The 18,445-nt window shown below is 67.2% G+C and carries 17 protein-coding genes and 1 pseudogene; 13 read left to right on the top strand and 5 right to left on the bottom strand.

All coding sequences use genetic code 11. The features are described from left to right. The first annotated feature begins 93 nt into the window (after positions 1–93). Both WJ16_RS03460 and WJ16_RS03455 read left to right on the top strand, forming a co-directional pair. Positions 94–906: a mechanosensitive ion channel family protein gene (locus WJ16_RS03460; protein WP_069255857.1), complete on the top strand. Its 813-nt coding sequence runs from the start codon at positions 94–96 to the stop codon at positions 904–906. A 122-nt stretch (positions 907–1,028) separates the two neighbouring features. Next, positions 1,029–2,456, top strand: coding sequence for a mannose-1-phosphate guanylyltransferase/mannose-6-phosphate isomerase (locus WJ16_RS03455; protein WP_069255856.1), 1,428 nt, complete (start codon positions 1,029–1,031; stop codon positions 2,454–2,456). Between the two features lie 185 nt (positions 2,457–2,641). Here the strand turns inward: WJ16_RS03455 and WJ16_RS03450 are convergent, their stop codons facing one another. Next, the gene (locus WJ16_RS03450) at positions 2,642–3,325 is read right to left on the bottom strand and encodes a DedA family protein (protein ID WP_069255855.1); all 684 of its coding nucleotides are present in this window, start codon (positions 3,323–3,325) and stop codon (positions 2,642–2,644) included. 173 nt (positions 3,326–3,498) lie between these two features. Here WJ16_RS03450 and mutL point away from each other — a divergent pair, with 173 nt between their 5' ends. Continuing rightward, positions 3,499–5,496 carry a DNA mismatch repair endonuclease MutL gene (gene mutL / locus WJ16_RS03445; protein WP_069255854.1) on the top strand — a complete coding sequence of 666 codons (1,998 nt, stop codon included), beginning with the start codon at positions 3,499–3,501 and terminating at the stop codon, positions 5,494–5,496. Then, on the top strand, positions 5,493–6,467 hold the full coding sequence (miaA, locus tag WJ16_RS03440; RefSeq protein ID WP_069255853.1) for a tRNA (adenosine(37)-N6)-dimethylallyltransferase MiaA: 975 nt from the start codon (positions 5,493–5,495) through the stop codon (positions 6,465–6,467). Before mutL ends, miaA begins: the two co-directional genes overlap by 4 nt. 5 nt (positions 6,468–6,472) lie before the next feature. On the opposite strand, the gene tetR is transcribed toward miaA, so the two are convergent. Beyond that, complete coding sequence (tetR, locus tag WJ16_RS03435; RefSeq protein WP_069255852.1) at positions 6,473–7,102, bottom strand: tetracycline resistance transcriptional repressor TetR; 630 nt, start codon at positions 7,100–7,102, stop codon at positions 6,473–6,475. 63 nt (positions 7,103–7,165) lie between these two features. On the opposite strand from tetR, the gene tet reads away from it, so the two are divergent. After that, a complete protein-coding gene (gene tet, locus WJ16_RS03430; protein WP_069255851.1) occupies positions 7,166–8,359 on the top strand; it encodes a Tet(A)/Tet(B)/Tet(C) family tetracycline efflux MFS transporter in 1,194 nt (397 codons plus the stop codon). Positions 8,360–8,393: 34 nt separating this feature from the next. On the opposite strand, the gene WJ16_RS03425 is transcribed toward tet, so the two are convergent. Next, positions 8,394–8,789 carry a YybH family protein gene (locus WJ16_RS03425; protein WP_069257941.1) on the bottom strand — a complete coding sequence of 132 codons (396 nt, stop codon included), beginning with the start codon at positions 8,787–8,789 and terminating at the stop codon, positions 8,394–8,396. Between the two features lie 110 nt (positions 8,790–8,899). Then, entirely contained in the window at positions 8,900–9,955 is a 1,056-nt protein-coding gene (gene purM / locus WJ16_RS03420; protein ID WP_069255850.1) for a phosphoribosylformylglycinamidine cyclo-ligase, read from the bottom strand. Positions 9,956–10,205: 250 nt separating this feature from the next. Here purM and hda point away from each other — a divergent pair, with 250 nt between their 5' ends. The 8 genes and pseudogenes from hda (at position 10,206) to WJ16_RS03385 (ending at position 16,298) form a co-directional block, all read left to right on the top strand. Beyond that, positions 10,206–10,940, top strand: a complete 735-nt coding sequence (hda, locus tag WJ16_RS03415) for a DnaA regulatory inactivator Hda (RefSeq protein WP_069255849.1) — start codon at positions 10,206–10,208, stop codon at positions 10,938–10,940. A gap of 11 nt (positions 10,941–10,951) precedes the next feature. Continuing rightward, positions 10,952–11,629 carry a histidinol-phosphatase gene (locus WJ16_RS03410; RefSeq protein WP_069255848.1) on the top strand — a complete coding sequence of 226 codons (678 nt, stop codon included), beginning with the start codon at positions 10,952–10,954 and terminating at the stop codon, positions 11,627–11,629. Between the two features lie 5 nt (positions 11,630–11,634). Next, positions 11,635–13,176: a polynucleotide adenylyltransferase PcnB gene (pcnB, locus tag WJ16_RS03405; protein ID WP_069255847.1), complete on the top strand. Its 1,542-nt coding sequence runs from the start codon at positions 11,635–11,637 to the stop codon at positions 13,174–13,176. Between the two features lie 35 nt (positions 13,177–13,211). Further along, positions 13,212–13,754 (top strand): 2-amino-4-hydroxy-6-hydroxymethyldihydropteridine diphosphokinase, encoded by a 543-nt coding sequence (gene folK, locus WJ16_RS03400; RefSeq protein WP_069255846.1) that lies wholly within the window; start codon positions 13,212–13,214, stop codon positions 13,752–13,754. Continuing rightward, complete coding sequence (locus WJ16_RS03395; RefSeq protein WP_069255845.1) at positions 13,751–14,437, top strand: deoxynucleoside kinase; 687 nt, start codon at positions 13,751–13,753, stop codon at positions 14,435–14,437. Before folK ends, WJ16_RS03395 begins: the two co-directional genes overlap by 4 nt. Positions 14,438–14,482: 45 nt before the next feature. Next, positions 14,483–15,298 (top strand): 3-methyl-2-oxobutanoate hydroxymethyltransferase, encoded by an 816-nt coding sequence (gene panB, locus WJ16_RS03390; protein WP_069255844.1) that lies wholly within the window; start codon positions 14,483–14,485, stop codon positions 15,296–15,298. Positions 15,299–15,463: 165 nt separating this feature from the next. Further along, positions 15,464–15,843, top strand: a pseudogene (locus tag WJ16_RS35900) (BPSL0067 family protein). After that, positions 15,840–16,298 carry an STY0301 family protein gene (locus WJ16_RS03385; protein ID WP_069255843.1) on the top strand — a complete coding sequence of 153 codons (459 nt, stop codon included), beginning with the start codon at positions 15,840–15,842 and terminating at the stop codon, positions 16,296–16,298. The pseudogene WJ16_RS35900 and the gene WJ16_RS03385 overlap by 4 nt, the downstream one beginning before the upstream one ends. Before the next feature lie 207 nt (positions 16,299–16,505). Here WJ16_RS03385 and WJ16_RS03380 read toward each other — a convergent pair whose 3' ends face one another. Then, a complete protein-coding gene (locus WJ16_RS03380; protein ID WP_069255842.1) occupies positions 16,506–18,443 on the bottom strand; it encodes a chorismate-binding protein in 1,938 nt (645 codons plus the stop codon). Between the last annotated feature and the right edge of the window lie 2 nt (positions 18,444–18,445).

Here is an 18,445-nt window from a genome sequence, read left to right as displayed (position 1 = left end):
AGCCCGGTTGCCCGCCCGTCACAGCTCAGGTTATAAAAGCGCCACCCATCCGGTGCATGCGCCGCCCCTTCCACCCTTGACTTCGGAGAACGCATGATCGATCTCGCCACCGCCCAGCAATTCCTGATGACCCGCGGCCTGGACTTCGGCCTCAACCTCCTCGCCGCGATCGTGTTGTGGTTCGTCGGCCGCTGGGCGATCCGCATCGGCACCCGCCTGCTCGGCAAGGTCGTGCGCCGCAGCGGCAAGGTCGACCCGACGCTGACCGACTACCTGACCTCCGTCGTCGGCGTGCTGTTGACGATCCTGCTGATCCTCGCGATCCTGCAGATCTTCGGTGTACAGACGACTTCGTTCGCCGCGCTGCTCGCCGGCCTGGGCCTCGCGATCGGCACCGCCTGGGGCGGCCTGCTCGCGCATTTCGCCGCCGGCGTGTTCATGCAGGTGCTGCGCCCGTTCAAGATCGGCGACGTGATCAGCGCGGGCGGCGTCACGGGCACCGTGAAAGAGCTCGGCCTGTTCGGCACGACGATCATCACCGCCGACAACATCGTGACGATCGTCGGCAACAACAAGATCTTCTCGGACAACATCGCCAACTACAGCGCGACGTCGCACCGCCGCGTCGACCTGACCGCGAAGATCGCGAACAGCGTCGATGCGGTCGACGCGATCAGCCGCCTGAAGGCGTCGATCCAGCAGATCCCGAACGTGCTGACCAGCCCGGCGCCGGACGTCGGCGTGCTGCAGTTCACGCCGGAAGGCCCGCTGCTGTTCGTTCGCCCGTCCACGGCACCCGAAAACTACTGGCAGGTGTACTGCGACACCAACCGCGTGATCCTCGAGACGTTCCGAGACGCGCAATACCCGACGCCCGAAACCCCGGTCGCGCATCGCACCGCGTAACGGCAACATCGGACGAAGAAAAAGCGCGGCGCGTGCCACGCTTTTTCATTACCACGCTTTGTTAGAATGACTCCCCCGGCAACCGAGCCGTCACCCATTCGCCCTGACCCAGGCATCCCCGCATGAGTCTCCACCCGATCCTCCTGTGCGGCGGCAACGGCAGCCGGCTGTGGCCGATGTCCCGCAGCAACTACCCGAAGCAGTATCTGAAGCTGGCGGGAGAACAAACCCTTGTCCAGCAGACCGTTCTGCGCGCAAGCGAAATACCTGGTGTCGCGCCTCCCGTCATCGTCGCGAACCACGCGCATCGCTTCATGATTGCCGAGCAGCTGCAGCACACCGGTGTCGAGCCGCAGACCATCGTGCTCGAACCGCTCGGCCGCAACACCCCGCCGGCGATTGCCGTCGCGGCACACCTCGCGTTGCGCGACGATCCGGATGCGTTGCTTCTGGTATTGCCGTCGGACCACATCGTCCAGAATCTGCCGGCATTTATCACGGCCGTCGACACTGCGACCGCGGTCGCAAAGCGCGGACATCTCGTCACATTCGGGATTCCCCCCGCCGAGCCGCACACCGGATACGGGTATATCCGCCGCGGCGAAGCGCTTGAAACCGGCAATGGCGCTCATGCCGTCGATGCGTTCGTCGAAAAGCCGAACCGCGAGCGCGCGGCAGAATTCCTCCATGACGGCCGCTATTACTGGAACAGCGGCATGTTCCTGCTGAACGCATCGGTCTATCTCGACGAGATCGCGCAACATGCACCCGACATCGCCCGACATGCAGCATTGGCACTCGAACGGGCGCAACAGGATTACGATTTTCTGCGTCTTGATACCGAGGCATTCGCCGCTATTCCGGACATCTCCATCGACTACGCCGTCATGGAAAAGACGAAACGCGCGGCCGTGGTCGCAGCTCCCGAACTCGGCTGGAGCGATGTCGGTTCGTGGAGTGCGCTCGCCGATATCGCCACGCGCGACGGCCAAAACAATACGATTTCCGGCGACATCTATACGGATAACGTCGCAAACTCCTACATCCGTGCGGAGCATCGGATGGTTGCGGCAATCGGCGTCCGGGATGTGGTCGTAGTCGAAACCGCGGACGCCGTCCTGGTCGCGCATCGCGACCACGTCCAGGACGTAAAGAAGGTCGTCGAACAACTGAATCGTTCAGGACGACTTGAATCCGTCACGCACCGTCGAGTCCCGCGACCGTGGGGCTCCTATGAAAGCATTGATTCCGGCGATCGCTTCCAGGTCAAGCGGATCATCGTCGCTCCCGGAGCACAACTGAGCCTGCAAATGCACCATCACCGTGCCGAACATTGGATTGTCGTGAAAGGTACGGCGCTCGTGACGAATGGCGATGCAGAAATCATCCTTACCGAGAATCAATCGACGTACATCCCTCTCGGCACTCCGCATCGGCTTAGAAACCCCGGCAAGATTCCGCTCGAACTGATCGAAGTCCAGTCGGGCTCGTATCTCGGTGAGGACGACATCGTCCGCTTCGAAGACACCTACGGTCGCGCAGCATCGTAGCCGCGGCATTTCGCGATTCACACTACCCCAGGTCTCGATCCAGCGCCCGGAAGCACAATACCCGACGCCCAAAACCCCCGTCGCGCATCGCACCGCGTAACGCGCAACACCCGCAACGGACGAAAAAAAAGCGTGGCACCCGCCACGCTTTTTCACTGCACCGAAAAGAAAACGAAACACCCCGCTCAGCGCCCACCCGCCTTCGGCACATTGTCCGACTGCTTGCCGCGCACCAGCTTCCACACCGCGCCAAGCGCAACCGGCACGACCGCCGCCCCGATCCCGGCCAGCACGATCACGTTCAGGTACTGGCGGATGAACGGGATATTGCCGAAGAAATAGCCGAGCAGCACGAGCAGCAGCACCCACACCAGCGCACCGATCACGTTGAACAACTGGAAGCGCGCGACGCTCATCGACGACGCGCCCGCGACGAACGGCGCGAACGTACGCACGACCGGAATGAAGCGCGCGAGCACGATCGTCTTGCCGCCGTGCTTGTCGTAGAACGAGTGGGTCTTCTGCAGCGCGGCGCGATCGAGGAAGCGCTCGAGCACCGGGATATGGGTATTGAACACCTTCGGGCCGACCCAGCGGCCGATCATGTAATTGACCGTGTTGCCGGCGATCGCCGCGACGAGCAGCAGCACGATCAGCGCGCCGACGTTCATTTCCCCCGTCGCCGCGAACGCCCCGCCGATGAACAGCAGCGAATCGCCGGGCAGGAACGGAAACACGACGAGCCCGGTCTCGCAGAACACGATCAGGAACAGCACGAGATAGACCCATGCGCCGTACTGCCGGATGAAATCGCCGAGGAAAGCGTCGATATGCAGGACAAGGTTGACGAAATGAAGCAGCGTATCCAAATGCGATTCCTCGATGGCGATAGGGCCGGAACGGCCGAAAAAGGCTGGCGCGCCCGCCGGTCAAGGCGGTGCGTGTAACGAGGCCATGATACCGAAACTACCTTAAGGCTCCGTGAAAAAACGTAACCGCCGCTCGCCCCGGCACGCATTCGCCGCCTCGCTATAATTCGGCCATGTCCGATATCACCGAAACGGCCGCGGGCGCCGCGCCCGCCCCCGCCGCGCGCCCGCTGCGCGCGATCCAGCCCCTGCCCGACCAGCTGATCAGCCAGATCGCCGCCGGCGAGGTCGTCGAACGCCCGGCGTCGGTCGTCAAGGAGCTGCTCGAGAACGCGATGGACGCCGGCGCCACGACGCTGCGCATCGTGCTGGAAGAAGGCGGCGTGAAGCGCATCTCGATCACCGACGACGGCTGCGGGATTCCGCCCGACGAGCTGGCGCTCGCGCTGATGCGCCATGCCACCAGCAAGATCCGCTCGCTCGAGGAGCTCGAGGCGGTCGCGACGCTGGGTTTTCGCGGCGAAGCGCTCGCGTCGATCGCATCGGTCGCCGAGATGTCGATCACGAGCCGCACGGCCGATGCCGCGCATGCGATGAAGATCGACGCGCAGACAGGCGTGCTGTCGCCCGCCGCCGGCGCGACCGGCACGACGATCGAGGTGCGCGAGCTGTACTTCAACACGCCCGCGCGGCGCAAGTTCCTGAAGAGCGAGCAGACCGAGTTCGGCCACTGCCTGGAAATGATTCGCCGTGCGGCGCTCGCGCGGCCGGACGTTGCGATCTCGGTGCTGCACAACGGCAAGGCGGTCGAGCACTGGAATGCGACCGAGCCCGCGCAGCGCGTCGCGAAGATCCTCGGCGACAGCTTCGCGACCGCGCACCTGCCGCTCGACGAGCAGGCCGGCCCGCTTGCGGTGTACGGCTGCGCAGGCCTGCCGACCGCGAGTCGCGGTCGCGCCGACCAGCAATACTTCTTCGTCAACGGCCGCTTCGTGCGCGACAAGCTGCTGACGCACGCGGTACGCGCCGCCTACGAGGACGTGCTGCACGGCGACCGCTACCCGTCGTACGTGCTGTTCCTCGACCTGCCGCCCGAAGCCGTCGACGTGAACGTGCACCCGTCGAAGATCGAGGTGCGCTTCCGCGATTCGCGCTCGATCCACCAGTACGTGTTCCATGCGGTCCAGCGTGCGCTCGCGCGTCACGCAGGCGCGTCGCCGGAAACCACCGCGGGCGGCCATGCCGCGCAACTGTCACCGGCGCCGCGCGGGCCCGCTTCGTTCCTGGATACCCCGCTCGGCCAGGCCCCGCACGGCAACGCGACCGGCGGCAGCGGCTTCTCGCCGTCGTCGTCCTCGTCCTCGTCCGGCAACACCTGGATGCGCCAGGCGCGGATGACCCAGGGCACGCTGCCCGTCGCACAGCCGCTCGCGCTCTATGACGCGCTGTTCGGCCGCAAGGACACGGGCGCAGGCACGCCGGACGGCACGACGCTCATCGCGCGCGATTCGGCCGATTCGGCCAACGCACCGATCGCACCGCGGTCGGGCTTCGCGGCTTCGCCGCTCGCCGCCACCGCGCACGACGAGCAGCCGCTCGGCTTCGCGCTCGGCCAGATCCACGGCATCTACGTACTCGCGCAGAACGCGCACGGCCTCGTGATCGTCGACATGCACGCGGCCCACGAGCGGATCCTGTACGAACAGTTCAAGAACGCGCTGGCCGATCGCACGGTCGCCGTGCAGTCGTTGCTGCTGCCGGTCTCGATGACGGCCACGCCGGTCGAGATCGGCACGGTCGAGGAAGAACGCGACACGCTCGAATCGCTCGGCTTCGACCTGGCGGTGCTGTCGCCGACGACGCTCGCGATCCGCGCGGTCCCCGCGCTGCTGAAGGATGCCGACCTGCAGTCGCTCGCGCGTGCGGTGCTCGCCGACCTTCATGCGTTCGGCGGTTCACGCGTGCTCACCGAGCGGCAGCACGAACTGCTCGGCACGCTCGCCTGCCATCACGCGGTGCGCGCGAACCGGCGCCTGACGCTCGACGAGATGAATGCGCTGCTGCGGCAGATGGAAGCGACCGAACGCGCGGACCAGTGCAATCACGGCCGGCCGACCTGGTATCAGCTCACGCTGAACGATCTGGACCGCCTCTTCATGCGCGGCCAATGAGCGCGGCACTTCACGCCAGCCCGACGACGATCGCCTGCCTGCTCGGCCCCACCGCGTCGGGCAAGACGGCCGCGGCGCTGGCGCTCGCCGCGCGCCGCCCGATCGAGATCGTCAGCGTCGATTCGGCGCTCGTCTACCGCGACATGGATATCGGCACCGCGAAGCCTTCGCGCGAAGAACGCGCGAGCGTGCCGCATCACCTGATCGACATCATCGACCCGGCCGACGCGTATTCGGCCGCGAGTTTCCGCGCGGACACGCTGCGCCTGATCGGCGAGATCGCCGCGCGTGGCCGCACGCCGCTGCTCGCGGGCGGCACGATGCTGTACTACAAGGCGCTGACGCAGGGGCTCAACGACCTGCCGGGCGCCGATCCGGACGTGCGCGCCACCCTCGATGCCGAAGCCGCGCGCGACGGCTGGCCCGCGCTGCATGCGCGGCTCGCGCAGGTCGATCCCGACACGGCCGCGCGGCTCGCGCCGAACGATTCGCAACGCATCCAGCGCGCGCTCGAAGTGTTCATGCTGACCGGGCAGCCGATGTCGGCGCTGCTGACCGCGCCGCGGCGCACCGACGATGCGGCCGCCGCTTACCGCTTCGTGCCGGTCGCGCTGGAGCCGTCGGATCGCGCGGTGCTGCATGCCCGGATCGCGCAGCGCTTCGACGCGATGCTCGATGCGGGCTTCATCGACGAAGTCGAGCGGCTGCGCCGTCGCGAAGATCTCCATCCGGACCTGCCGTCGATGCGCTGCGTCGGCTACCGGCAGGCATGGGAATTCCTCGACGGCGACACCGACTACCGGACGATGCGCGACAAGGGGATCTTCGCGACGCGGCAGCTCTGCAAGCGCCAGATCACCTGGTTGCGCGCGATGCCGGAACGGATCGTCGTCGACTGCATCGCGCCGGACGCGACGGCCCGCGCACTGGACGCGCTCGAACGCGTGCTCGACGGCAACCCACCGGGCTGACCGCGTCAGCGCGTCCGACGCGCCGCCAGGCGCGCGCGCGCGCCGTCGACGATCCACGCGATGCCGCGCTCGAATGCCGCGTCGCCGCTGCGCTCGCGCAGCGCGGCCCAGCCGTTCGCAAGCAGCGGATACTCGGCGGCGTCCGGCAGCGGCGCAGCGTCGTCGTCCGGCCCGGCCTGCTCTTCCAGCACCCATCCGACCACGAAACGGCCGATCGCGTACATCACGTCGACCGCCTCGTCCGGCGTGAATCCCGCGTCGCAGAGCAGCGCGACCTTGCGTTCGATCGAGCTGAAGTGCAGCGCGCGCGGCCGCGTGCCGGCATGCAGGCGCGCGCCGTCGCGATAGGCCAGCAGCGCGTGGCGGAAACTGCGCGCGTTGTCGACGAGCCACGCATCCCACACTTCGCCCGCGCGCGGCAGCGACGCGTCGTGGCGCTCGAGCATGATCGCCTCGGCCATCGCGTCGAGCAGTTCGCCCTTGTTCCGGAAATGCCAGTAAAGCGTCGGCGACTGCACGCCGAGCCGCTCGGCGAGCCGCCGCGTCGACAGCCCGTCGATCCCCACTTCATCCAGCAGGTCGAGCGCCACGCGCAATACCGTGTCGCGCGTCAGCCGCGCGCCTGTGTCCTTCATCTCTATCACCGATAGGGAAAGCTGTGGAATAATCGCCACTCTATCACTGATAGAGTCACGCCCTTGAATCCGTCCCTGATTGCCATTCTGGCCACGGTCCTGCTCGACGCGATCGGCGTCGGGATCGTGATGCCGATCCTGCCCGGACTGCTGCGCTCGCTTGCCGATGCGGGCAGTACTGACACCCACTACGGGATGCTGCTCGCGCTGTACGCGTTCGCGCAGTTCCTGTGCGCACCGCTGCTCGGCGCGCTGAGCGACCGCTTCGGCCGCCGGCCCGTCCTGCTCGTCTCGCTCGCCGGCGCCGCGCTCGACTACCTGCTGATGGCGCTCGCGCCGACACTCGCGTGGCTTTACGTCGGGCGGCTGATCGCGGGGATCACCGGCGCGAACGTCGCGGTCGCGACCGCGTACATGACCGACGTCACCGCCGAACCCGACCGCGCGCGACGCTTCGGCCAGCTCGGTGCGATGATGGGCATCGGCTTCATCGCGGGCCCGTTGATCGGCGGCCTGCTCGGCGCGCTGCATCTGCGCGCGCCGTTCGTCGCGGCCGCGGGGCTCAACGCGCTCAATCTCGCGCTCGTCTGGCGCGCGCTGCCGGAATCGCGGCCGCGTTCGGCCCGCGAAGGCCATGCGGCGGGCGCACTCAACCCGTTCGCCGGCCTGCGCCGGTTGAGCGGCGCACCGGCGCTCGTGCCGCTGATCGGCATTTACGTGATCGTGGCGCTGGTGTCGCAGGCTCCCGCGACGCTGTGGATCCTGTACGGCCAGGAACATTTCGGCTGGTCGACGCCGATCGCGGGACTGTCGCTGGCGGGCTACGGCGCGTGTCACGCACTCGCGCAGGCCTTCGCGATCGGGCCGCTGATCGCGCGGCTCGGCGAGCGTCGCGCGCTTGCGCTGGGCCTCGCGGGCGACGCGATCGGGCTCGCTGTGATCGCGTTCGCGACCGCCGCATGGGTGCCATTCACGCTATTGCCGCTGTTCGCGGCCGGCGGCATGACGCTGCCGGCACTGCAGGCGATGCTCGCACGGCAGGTCGACGACGCGCGCCAGGGCGAACTTCAAGGCACGCTCGCGAGCGTGTCGAGCCTGATCGGCGTCGCCGGGCCGCTGGTCGTCACCGCCACCTACGCGGCGACGCGCGCGACGTGGCCGGGGCTCGTCTGGGCCGCGGCCGCACTGCTTTATCTGCTCGTGCCGCCGCTGCTGGCCGGCGCGCGGCCCACGGCGGCGGCGCGGCCGTCCGCATGAGTGTCGGCCTGCACGGTCACGCCCGCTGCCGCACTCAGTGCGCGAGCGTCACGAGATTCGCGTCGCGTACGAGCTGCCAGCGGCCGTCGGTCTTGCGGAAGATCGTCAGCGTATGACCCGAACGGCGGATCGCGTCGCCGCCCGGCGGGGTCGCGTCGATCTCGATGAAATTGCGCATGTACGCCCAGTCGCCCAACACGCGCAGTTCGTCGATCCGGTAACGGCCGTCGATCTTCGGTGCGGCCGCGCCCGCGGCGTTCGCGTCGCGCGATGCGGCTGCAAACGCCGCCTTGTCGAACGGCGGCTTGCCGGCCACCATGAAGATCGCGTCGTCGGCGATCAGGTCGAGCACGGTCGCCAGGTCCCCGCGGCGGCTCGACACGAACCAGTTGTCCACGAGCTCGCGGATCGCGCGTTCGTCTTCGGTCATCGTCGTCCCTCCTTCATCGGCGCGCACCGGTACGCCGCGCACCGTGCGAAAAAAAGCCGCCCGGATCGACTCCGGGCGGCTTTCCTTGCTGCATCTGCTGCTGCGGCGTGTCAGACCACGACCGTCTGCGCCTCGCCTTCGCGGGTCGCACGCACGGTGCCGATCTTCCACACCTGTTCGCCGGCGGCGGTCAGGTCGGCGATCGCTGCGTCCGCATCGGCCGCCGAGACGATCACGGCCATGCCGATCCCGCAGTTGAACACGCGGTGCATTTCCGCATCGGCGACGCCGCCGTGCTCCTGCAGCCACTTGAACAGCGGCGGCAGCGGCCACGCCTTCTGGTCGAGCTCGGCGGTGAGGCCTTCGCGCAGCACGCGCGGGATGTTCTCGACGAGACCGCCGCCCGTGATGTGCGCCATGCCCTTCACCGACAGCTTCTGCATCAGCGCGAGCAGCGGCTTCACGTAGATGCGCGTGGGCGCCATCAGCGCGTCGGCCAGCGAGCGGCCGTGGAAATCGGCCGACAGGTCGGGGTTCGCGCGCTCGATGATCTTGCGCACGAGCGAGAAGCCGTTCGAATGGATGCCGCTCGATGCGAGGCCCAGCACCACGTCGCCTTCGGCGATCGTGCTGCCGTCGATGATCTTGCTCTTCTCGACCGCGCCGACCGCGAAGCCGGCCAGGTCGTATTCGCCGTCCGGGTACATGCCCGGCATTTCGGCCGTTTCACCGCCGATCAGCGCGCAGCCCGACAGTTCGCAACCTTGCGCGATGCCCTTGACGACCGTCGCAGCGGTATCGACGTCGAGCTTGCCGCACGCGAAGTAATCGAGGAAGAACAGCGGCTCGGCGCCTTGCACGAGGATGTCGTTCACGCTCATCGCGACGAGATCCTGGCCCACGGTATCGTGTTTGTTCAGATGAAACGCCAGCTTGAGCTTGGTGCCCACACCGTCGGTGCCCGACACGAGCACCGGCTCCTTGTACTTCTTCGGCACTTCGAACAGCGCGCCGAACCCGCCGATGCCGCCGAGCACGCCGTCGCGCAGGGTTTTCTTCGCAAAAGGCTTGATCTTGTCGATGAGCGCGTCGCCCGCGTCGATGTCGACGCCTGCGTCGCGATAGGACAGACCCTGAGCGTCGGGAGCGGATTTCGGAGGATTCATGGGGGAATGCGAGAAGGTCGGTAAAATGCGATTTTACCCGAAGCCGGCCCGTTGGCCGGAATTCCCAGCACCGAATCGTCAGGGATTGCATCTTGGTCGACACGTCCCCGTTTTCAACGCCGAGCGAACCGCGCCGAAACCCGCGCGGTGCCGTGCGTGCGGCCGCGCGTGAAGCCCATGGAGCCGCAGTTTCCGCCGCGTGCCCGGCGTACGGCACGCGTATTTTCAACCGACCCGCATTGTGACTGTTGTGTCCCGTCAACTGACGCTCGATCTCGGCACGCCGCCGCCCGCCACGTTCGACAACTTCATCATGAACGAGGAGAACGACGAGCTCATCTCGCGCCTGCAGAAGCTCGACCTCGCGCTCGCGGCGGGCCCCGTGCCGGACCGGTCGTTCTATATCTGGGGCGAGCCCGGCAGCGGCCGCACCCATCTGCTGCAGGCGCTCGTGAGCGACGCGTCGTACGGCTATGCGCGCTATCTCACGCCGCAGAGCCCGCTCGGCGCGTTCACGTTCGACCCGCGCATCGGCATCTACGCGATCGACGACTGCGACCGGATGAGCGACACGCAGCAGGTCGCGCTGTTCAACCTGTTCAACGAAGTGCGCGCCCACCCGTCGAGCGCGTTCGTCGCAGCGGGCCCCGCGGCGCCGCTCGCGCTCGACGTGCGCGAGGATCTGCGCACGCGCCTCGGCTGGGGGCTCGTCTTCCACCTGTCGCCGCCGTCCGACGCCGGCAAGATCGCGGTGCTCAAGCTCGCGGCAAAGGAGCGCGGAATCGCGCTCACCGACGACATCGCCGCCTACCTGCTGACCCATTTCCGCCGCGACATGCCGAGCCTGATGGCGCTGCTCGACGCGCTCGACCGCTTCTCGCTCGAACAAAAGCGCGCGGTCACGCTGCCGCTGCTGCGCCGCATGCTCGCGCGTCCCGGCGACGACATCACACCACCGGGCGCGGGCCCCCACCGCTTCGAGTAAAATGCGCTTCCATGACTAATCTGGCACTCTTTGACCTCGATCACACGCTGATCCCGACCGATAGCGACCACGAATGGGGCCGCTTCATGGTGAAGCTCGGCATCGTCGACGCGGAAAGCTTCTCGCGTCAGAACGATCAGTTCTTCGCCGACTACAAGGCCGGCAACCTCGACATCCACGCGTATCTCACCGCGATGCTCACGCCGCTCGCGAAGTATTCGCGCGCGCAGCTCGCGCAATGGCACGAGCAGTACATGCACGAGGTGATCCGGCCCGCAATGACGCCCGCCGCGCTCGAACTCGTGCGCCGGCACCTCGATGCGGGCGATCTCTGCTGCGTCGTGACGGCGACCAACGAATTCATCACGCGCCCGATCGCGTCCGCGTTCGGTGTCGACACGCTGATCGCCTGCGAGGTCGAAACGACCGACGGGCATCCCGATTCGCCGTACACGGGCCGGCCGACCGGCACGCCGAGCTATCGCGAAGGCAAGATCGTGCGGACCGAAGCGTGGCTCGCGTCGCTGGGCAAGCAATGGAGCGACTTCGAACACACGTATTTCTACAGCGACTCGCACAACGACATTCCGTTGCTCGAGAAAGTCACCGACCCGATCGCGACCAACCCTGACGACACGCTGCGTGCGCATGCAAGCAACCGCGGCTGGCGCATCCTCGATCTCTTCTGAACGTCGTGATCAAAAAATTCATTCGCAAGCTGCTCGGCCAGGACGAAACCGAGCAAACCTCTCCCGCAGCGGCCCCGGCCGACGAAGCGGCCCCTGCTGCCCCGCGTGCCCCGAAGGGCGCCCGCGGCGGCGGCGCGAAGAAACCGCGCAGCAACCACGAGCCGACCGTCGTGCCGGCCAGCGTGCACGGCATCAATCCGGCGCTGATCTCGAAGAATGCGGTGCGCGTGACCGACACGCTGCAGCAGGCGGGCTTCCGCGCATTCATCGTCGGCGGCGCGGTGCGCGACCTGCTGCTCGGCATCGCGCCGAAGGATTTCGACGTCGCGACCGATGCGACGCCGACCGAAGTGCAGCGCCTGTTCCGCCGCGCGCGCCTTATCGGCCGCCGCTTCCAGATCGTCCACGTGCAGTTCGGCCAGGAGCTGATCGAGGTGTCGACGTTCCGCGCGCTGGTCGATGCGCCGCCTGAAGCGGCCGCCACCGCCGAGCCGCCGAAGCGCCTGAAGCGCGACGAACTCGATCGCCGCACCCACGCGGTCGATGCGAGCGGCCGCGTGCTGCGCGACAACGTGTGGGGCGAGCAGCACGAAGACGCCGCGCGCCGCGACTTCACGATCAACGCGATGTACTACGACCCGTCGACGCAGACGGTGCTCGACTACCACGACGGGATGGCCGACGTGCGCGCCCGCCTGTTGCGGATGATCGGCGATCCGGCCACGCGCTTTCGCGAGGATCCGGTGCGGATGCTGCGCGTCGTGCGCTTCGCCGCCAAGCTCGGTTTCGAGATCGAGCCGCATACGCGCGAGCCGATCGGCGCACTGGCCGACCTGATCAACAACGTGCCTGCCGCGCGCCTGTTCGACGAAATGCTGAAGCTGCTGCTGTCGGGCCACGCGCTCGCGTGCCTGACGCGGCTGCGCAAGGAAGGCCTGCACCACGGGCTGCTGCCGCTGCTCGACGTCGTGCTCGAACAGCCGCAGGGCGAGAAGTTCATCACGCTCGCGCTGAACAACACCGATGCGCGCGTGCGCGCCGGCAAGCCGGTGTCGCCGGGCTTCCTGTTCGCGACGCTGCTGTGGCACGACATGCGCCAGCGCTTCGAGCAATACACGGCCGACGGCGAAATCCCGGTGCCGGCGCTCCATCGCGCGATGGACGACGTGCTCGACATGCAGACCGAGAAACTCGCGATCCACAAGCGCTATTCGGCCGACATGCGCGAGATCTGGGGGCTGCAGCTGCGCCTCGAGAAACGCTCGGGCCGCAGCGCGATGCGGCTGCTGGAACACCAAAGGTTTAGAGCGGGGTATGATTTCCTCCTGTTACGCTGCGAATCCGGCGAGCTCGATATGGAAGTCGGACAGTGGTGGACGGATTTCATCGAAGGCGATGCGGCAGCTCGCGAGACCTTGCTCACGCAGGGCGGCTCGAAGGAAAAATCGCCCCGCAAGCGGCGCCGCCGCGGCGGCGCGCGAAACCGCAAGCCGGGTGAAGGTGCCGCCGAGCCGGCGCCGGATACCGCGGGCGGCTCCGACGACTGACGCACGCGCCGGCGAACGACGTAGGAAGTGATGCCATGACGGTTGCATATATCGGACTGGGGGCGAATCTCGGCGACGCACGCCAGACCCTGAAAGACGCGGTGGTGTGCCTCGCGCAGCAGCGCACCATCTCGATTCTCGGCAAGTCGAGCCTGTATCGCACGGCGCCCTTCGAAGCGGGCGGCGACGACTACTACAACTGCGTCGTCAAGCTCGACACGACGCTGTCGGCCCGCGAGCTGCTCGCGCTCTGCCAGAAGATCGAACATCACTTCGGCCGCGAGCGCCCGTATCGCAATGCGCCGCGCACGCTCGACCTCGACATCCTGCTGTTCGGCGCCGATTCGATCGACGAACCCGACCTGATCGTCCCGCACCCGCGCCTCACCGACCGCGCGTTCGCGCTCGTGCCGCTCGTCGAGATCGAGCCGGCGCTCGACATCCCCGCGCGCGGCCGTGCCGCTGCGTTCCTCGCCGCCGTCGCAGACCAGCGCGTCGAGAAGGTACAGACCTGCCAGTGCCCGATGCAGAAGGCGCTCGCCGCCGGCGAAGACGCCGACAAGAACCGCTGCCGATGACCCCGACTCCCCTTACCGTCACCGCGCCCGACCTGCGCGCCCCGCACCGCTATCTCGTGATCGAAGGCCCGATCGGCGTCGGCAAGACGACGCTCGCGCGGCTGCTCGCCGAGCGCTGGTCGATGCAGGCGCTGCTCGAGCGCCCGCAGGACAACCCGTTCCTCGAACGCTTCTATCGCGACACCGCGCGCTACGCGCTGCCCGTGCAGCTGTCGTTCGCGCTGCAGCGCGCGCAGCAGGCGCGCGAGCTGATCGGTGCGCTCGAAACGGGCCGCCCGGTCATCGCCGATTTCATGCCGCAGAAGAACGACATCTTCGCGCGGCTGAACCTGCCGGAAGACGAATGGCAGCTGTATCGCTCGGTCGCGACGCACGTGGACGTGCCGCAGGCGCCGTCGCCCGACCTCGTCGTCTACCTGCAGGCGAGCCCCGAGGTGCTGTTCTCGCGCATCCAGAAGCGCGGGCTGCCGATGGAGCTGCAGATCAGCGATGCGTACCTGCGCTCGCTCGTCGACGCGTACAACGAATTCTTCTACCACTACGACCGCACGCCGGTGCTGACGGTCGCAGCCGAACACCTGAACCCGCTGGACTCCCCCGAAGACCTCGCCCTGCTGATCGAGCGCATCGAGACGATGCGCGGCCGCAAGGAATTCTTCGTCAAGGGCGAGACGACGCGCTGACGCGTCCTCGCCTGTCGTTCCTCACCCATCCGAACCGGATTTCCCATGACCTATCTCCAGGAATCGAGCCGGCCTGCCGTCACGGTGCCCAAGCTGCAGGCAATGCGCGACGCCGGCGAGAAGATCGCGATGCTTACGTGCTACGACGCGAGCTTTTCCGCCCTGCTCGACCGCTCGGGCGTCGACGTGCTGCTGATCGGCGATTCGCTCGGCAACGTGCTGCAGGGCCACACCACCACGCTGCCCGTGTCGATCGACGACATCGCGTATCACACCGCCTGTGTCGCGCGGGCCCAGCCGCGCGCGCTCGTCGTCGCCGATCTGCCGTTCGGCACGTACGGCACGCCCGCCGACGCGTTCGCGAATGCGGTCAAGCTGATGCGCGCAGGCGCGCAGATGGTCAAGCTCGAAGGCGGCGAATGGCTCGCCGAGACGATCCGCTTCCTCGTCGAACGCGCGGTGCCCGTGTGTGCGCACGTGGGCCTCACGCCGCAGTCGGTGCATGCGTTCGGCGGCTTCAAGGTGCAGGGCAAGACCGAAGCCGGCGCCGCGCAACTGCTGCGCGACGCACGCGCGGTCGAGGACGCCGGTGCGCAGCTCGTCGTGCTCGAAGCCGTGCCGACGCTCGTCGCGACCGAAGTCACGCACATGCTGAAGATTCCGACGATCGGTATCGGCGCGGGCGTCGACTGCTCGGGGCAGGTGCTGGTGCTGCACGACATGCTGGGCATCTTCCCCGGCAAGCGCCCGCGATTCGTGAAGGATTTCATGCAGGGGCAGCCGACCATCCAGGCGGCCGTCGAAGCCTATGTGAGCGCGGTGAAGGACGGTTCATTCCCCGGCCCCGAACACTCCTTCTGATTTTGAACGACGCGGCGACGCGATGCGGACACACGCGTCGCCGCCTGCTCGACGACACCCGTCGTTCGTCGTTCGATCTGACAGCCTGGCATTTCAAACACGTCCCATATCCGCGCCTCTTCGTTACTGAGACCATTGCGCTTCCATCGCTCCACGGAGGCAAAAATGTCCCACGTATTCGAACGCGCAGCCGCCTTGGAAGGCGAACCGCTACAAGGCGACGGCGAGTGCGTCGCGCTCGTGAAGGCTCATACCAGAGTGGGTGCGGCCTCGGGCTGGCGGCCGGAAAAAATCGTCAAGGGCGATTCGGCCATTCGTCCGGGCACGGTCATCGCGACCTTTGACAACAGCGTTATCCGAACAGACCGCACGGCAACCATGCAGCGTTCTATCTGGGTCAAGATTCGACAGGCATCTACGTCGTCGAACAATGGCGCAGTCTGTCGAAGGTCAGGAAACGGCACATGCGGTTCCAGGGCAAGGACAGAAACGGTCGCTATATCGACCCGAGCAACAACGCCGATGCGTTCTCGGTGGTGAGATGACGATGTCGCGCGCCTTTTTTCCGGCCGGCGCGGCACTCGCCACGTTGCTGACAATCGTTTGCATGTCGTCGGCATACGCCACGTCGGCACTCGTCCAGTGTCCGGCCCGTCTGCCGGTTTCACAAGCGGTCAACGGTCCTGCACCCGAGGGCTGGAAATCCTACGATTCGCAGAAAGCGCATCCGCTGATCGGCGTGTCGTTCTGGGCCGGACCGCCCGATCGACTCGCGATGCTCGCCCCGTCGGGCGGTGTCAAACGCGGCAATACGCTCGTCGATACATGGTCGCTTGCCTCGGCCGACACCGAGTACTGGGTGAGTTGCGAGTATTTCGACACCGCCGCGACTGTCGCCCGGCCGCTCGGCACCGCCGCGCGAACCTGCACGGTCCGCTACGACGCGAAGCGGACGCCATCGACAATGATCGACTGGCACTGCAAACCGCCAGCGCGCTGATTCGACGGACCGGGAGGCAACCAGCCGAAGGCTCGCGTCATGCCGCACGCGTGGTTGCATCGATCCGGGCGATAACGCCGATGCCTTTTCGGTCGTGAAATGAGGGATGCGCATGCGCCCGACAGGCACCGACGTGCGTCGCGCGATACAGACGTGGGCACACCATCGTGCAAAGCTGGCGATGTACGCCGCAGAAGTAATCCGCGTTCAGGCCGGTGCGCAGCCATGAATCAGCCGCGCTTCCATCGGCCCGCGCAACGCATTGCAGATCATCAGTTCCTCCGCGTTCAGCACTTCATCGAGCGTCAACGCACGCTCTTCTGCGCCCAGTGCTGGATCCTCGAGCAGCACGCCGCGCATCACGCCCGGCAGCACGCCACTCGCCAGCGGCGGCGTCACCCACTGGCCGTCGAGCTTCACGAACACATTCGAGCGGCCGCCTTCCGTCACCTCGCCACGCTCGTTGACGAACAGCATGTCGAAGCCGCCGAGCGCTTCCGCCGCCTGCCATGCACGGTCGTATTCGGCGCGACGCGTCGTTTTGTGCAGCAGCAGCGCGTCGTCGGTGCGGGTCGGCGCGAAGCCGTGCGCGGCCGCGAGCATCACGCCGACCGGCCCCGCGGGCAGCGGCTTCAGCGCCGCGGCCGTGATGTCGAGCATGCCGTCCTTCGCGAGCGCGAGCTTCATCCGGTACGGGCCGTCGCCGTCGAGCGCCGCGCAGCGCGCATCGACCTCGCGACGCAATGCGTCGGCGTCGAGGCGGAAGCCGAACGCGTCCGCGCTTCCCTGCAGCCGCGCGAGATGGCGCTCGAAATACCGGATGCCGTCTGTACGCGTGGCCGCCGTGGTTTCGAACAACTGGAAGCCGGGATCGGCGTCGGTCAGGAATCGTGCTTTCAATTCACACTCCGCATATTCGTCGGCGGCAACGCTGTCGAGCACGATGCCCGCGCCGACCCCCATCGTGCCACGCCGCCGGCCGGCCCGGCGAGCCGCCGCCTCGCGCGCGTCGACCGTTGCGACAGCATCGATACCGACCGCTTCGAGCGTCAGCGTCCGGATCGCGACCGACAGGCAGAAATCGCCGCAGCCGGCCACACCGTCGGGCGCCGCATCGCCTGTCGACTGGTCTTCCTTCGGCGCATCGAGCCAGCCGATCGCGCCCGTGTAGAGCCCGCGCGGCGTCGACTCGATCGTGTCGATCAGCTGCATCGTCTTGTACTTCGGCGCGCCGGTGATCGACCCGCAAGGGAACAGCGCGCGCAGCATCTGCGCGAACGTCGTCCCGTCGCGCCAGCCGGCCTCGACCGTCGACGTCATCTGCCACACCGACGCATACGGCTCGACCGAGAACAGCGCCGGCACCTTGACCGTGCCCGTGCGCGCGATCCGCGACACATCGTTGCGCAGCAGGTCGACGATCATCACGTTTTCCGCGCGGTTCTTCGGATCGCTCGCGAGGAACGCGGCGGCGGCCGCATCGTCGCGCGGATCGGCCGAACGCGGCGCGGTGCCCTTCATCGGCCGCGCGCGCAGCACGTCGCCGTGCTTCTCGACGAACAGCTCGGGCGAGCACGACACGACCCAGGTACCGTCGGGCAACGCGATCAGCGCGCCGTAGCGCACCGGCTGGCGCGCGCGCAGCCGCCGGTACAGCGCGAGCGGCGTGCCGAACACGTCGAAATTCAGCCGGTACGTGTAGTTGACCTGATACGAATCGCCGGCGCGCAGCGCATCGTGCACGGCGGCGATCGCCGCGTCGAACGCATCGCGCGACACGCTCTTCGCGACATGCGCGACACCCGCGATCGACGGCGTGCCGCCGCCGTCCTGCTGCGCGAGCCACGCGTCGACTTCGTCGCGCGACAGGCGCTCGCAGCGCGCATACAGCAAAAAGCGCAGCGGGGCGTGGCCCGGCTGCGCCCGTTGCAGGTTGCGTCCGAATTCGTAATCGCCGACGACGACCGCATGCAGCCCGTCGCGCAGATCCTGCGCCACCGCCGCATCGATCGCGTCGAGTTGCGCCGGATCCGTGCACACGCGTTCGTGCACGAAGCCGGAATACAAACGACTCGACCGCGCGAGCGCGGTCGAGTCGCAATCGTCCAAGAGCGCGAACGACGCGCTCTCGTTGCCTTCAGTCATGC

The sequence above is a fragment of the Burkholderia metallica genome, from assembly GCF_001718555.1.
Taxonomy (GTDB): domain Bacteria; phylum Pseudomonadota; class Gammaproteobacteria; order Burkholderiales; family Burkholderiaceae; genus Burkholderia; species Burkholderia metallica.
This window is presented reverse-complemented; position numbering and strand designations above follow the sequence as displayed.

Coding starts and splice junctions, on each gene's coding strand:
- WJ16_RS03460 (WP_069255857.1), top strand. CDS start 94: ATGATCGATCTCGCCACCGCCCAGCAATTCCTGATGACCCGCGGCCTG.
- WJ16_RS03455 (WP_069255856.1), top strand. CDS start 1,029: ATGAGTCTCCACCCGATCCTCCTGTGCGGCGGCAACGGCAGCCGGCTG.
- mutL (WP_069255854.1), top strand. CDS start 3,499: ATGTCCGATATCACCGAAACGGCCGCGGGCGCCGCGCCCGCCCCCGCC.
- miaA (WP_069255853.1), top strand. CDS start 5,493: ATGAGCGCGGCACTTCACGCCAGCCCGACGACGATCGCCTGCCTGCTC.
- tetR (WP_069255852.1), bottom strand. CDS start 7,102: ATGAAGGACACAGGCGCGCGGCTGACGCGCGACACGGTATTGCGCGTG.
- WJ16_RS03425 (WP_069257941.1), bottom strand. CDS start 8,789: ATGACCGAAGACGAACGCGCGATCCGCGAGCTCGTGGACAACTGGTTC.
- purM (WP_069255850.1), bottom strand. CDS start 9,955: ATGAATCCTCCGAAATCCGCTCCCGACGCTCAGGGTCTGTCCTATCGC.
- WJ16_RS03410 (WP_069255848.1), top strand. CDS start 10,952: ATGACTAATCTGGCACTCTTTGACCTCGATCACACGCTGATCCCGACC.
- folK (WP_069255846.1), top strand. CDS start 13,212: ATGACGGTTGCATATATCGGACTGGGGGCGAATCTCGGCGACGCACGC.
- WJ16_RS03395 (WP_069255845.1), top strand. CDS start 13,751: ATGACCCCGACTCCCCTTACCGTCACCGCGCCCGACCTGCGCGCCCCG.
- panB (WP_069255844.1), top strand. CDS start 14,483: ATGACCTATCTCCAGGAATCGAGCCGGCCTGCCGTCACGGTGCCCAAG.
- WJ16_RS03385 (WP_069255843.1), top strand. CDS start 15,840: ATGACGATGTCGCGCGCCTTTTTTCCGGCCGGCGCGGCACTCGCCACG.
- WJ16_RS03380 (WP_069255842.1), bottom strand. CDS start 18,443: ATGACTGAAGGCAACGAGAGCGCGTCGTTCGCGCTCTTGGACGATTGC.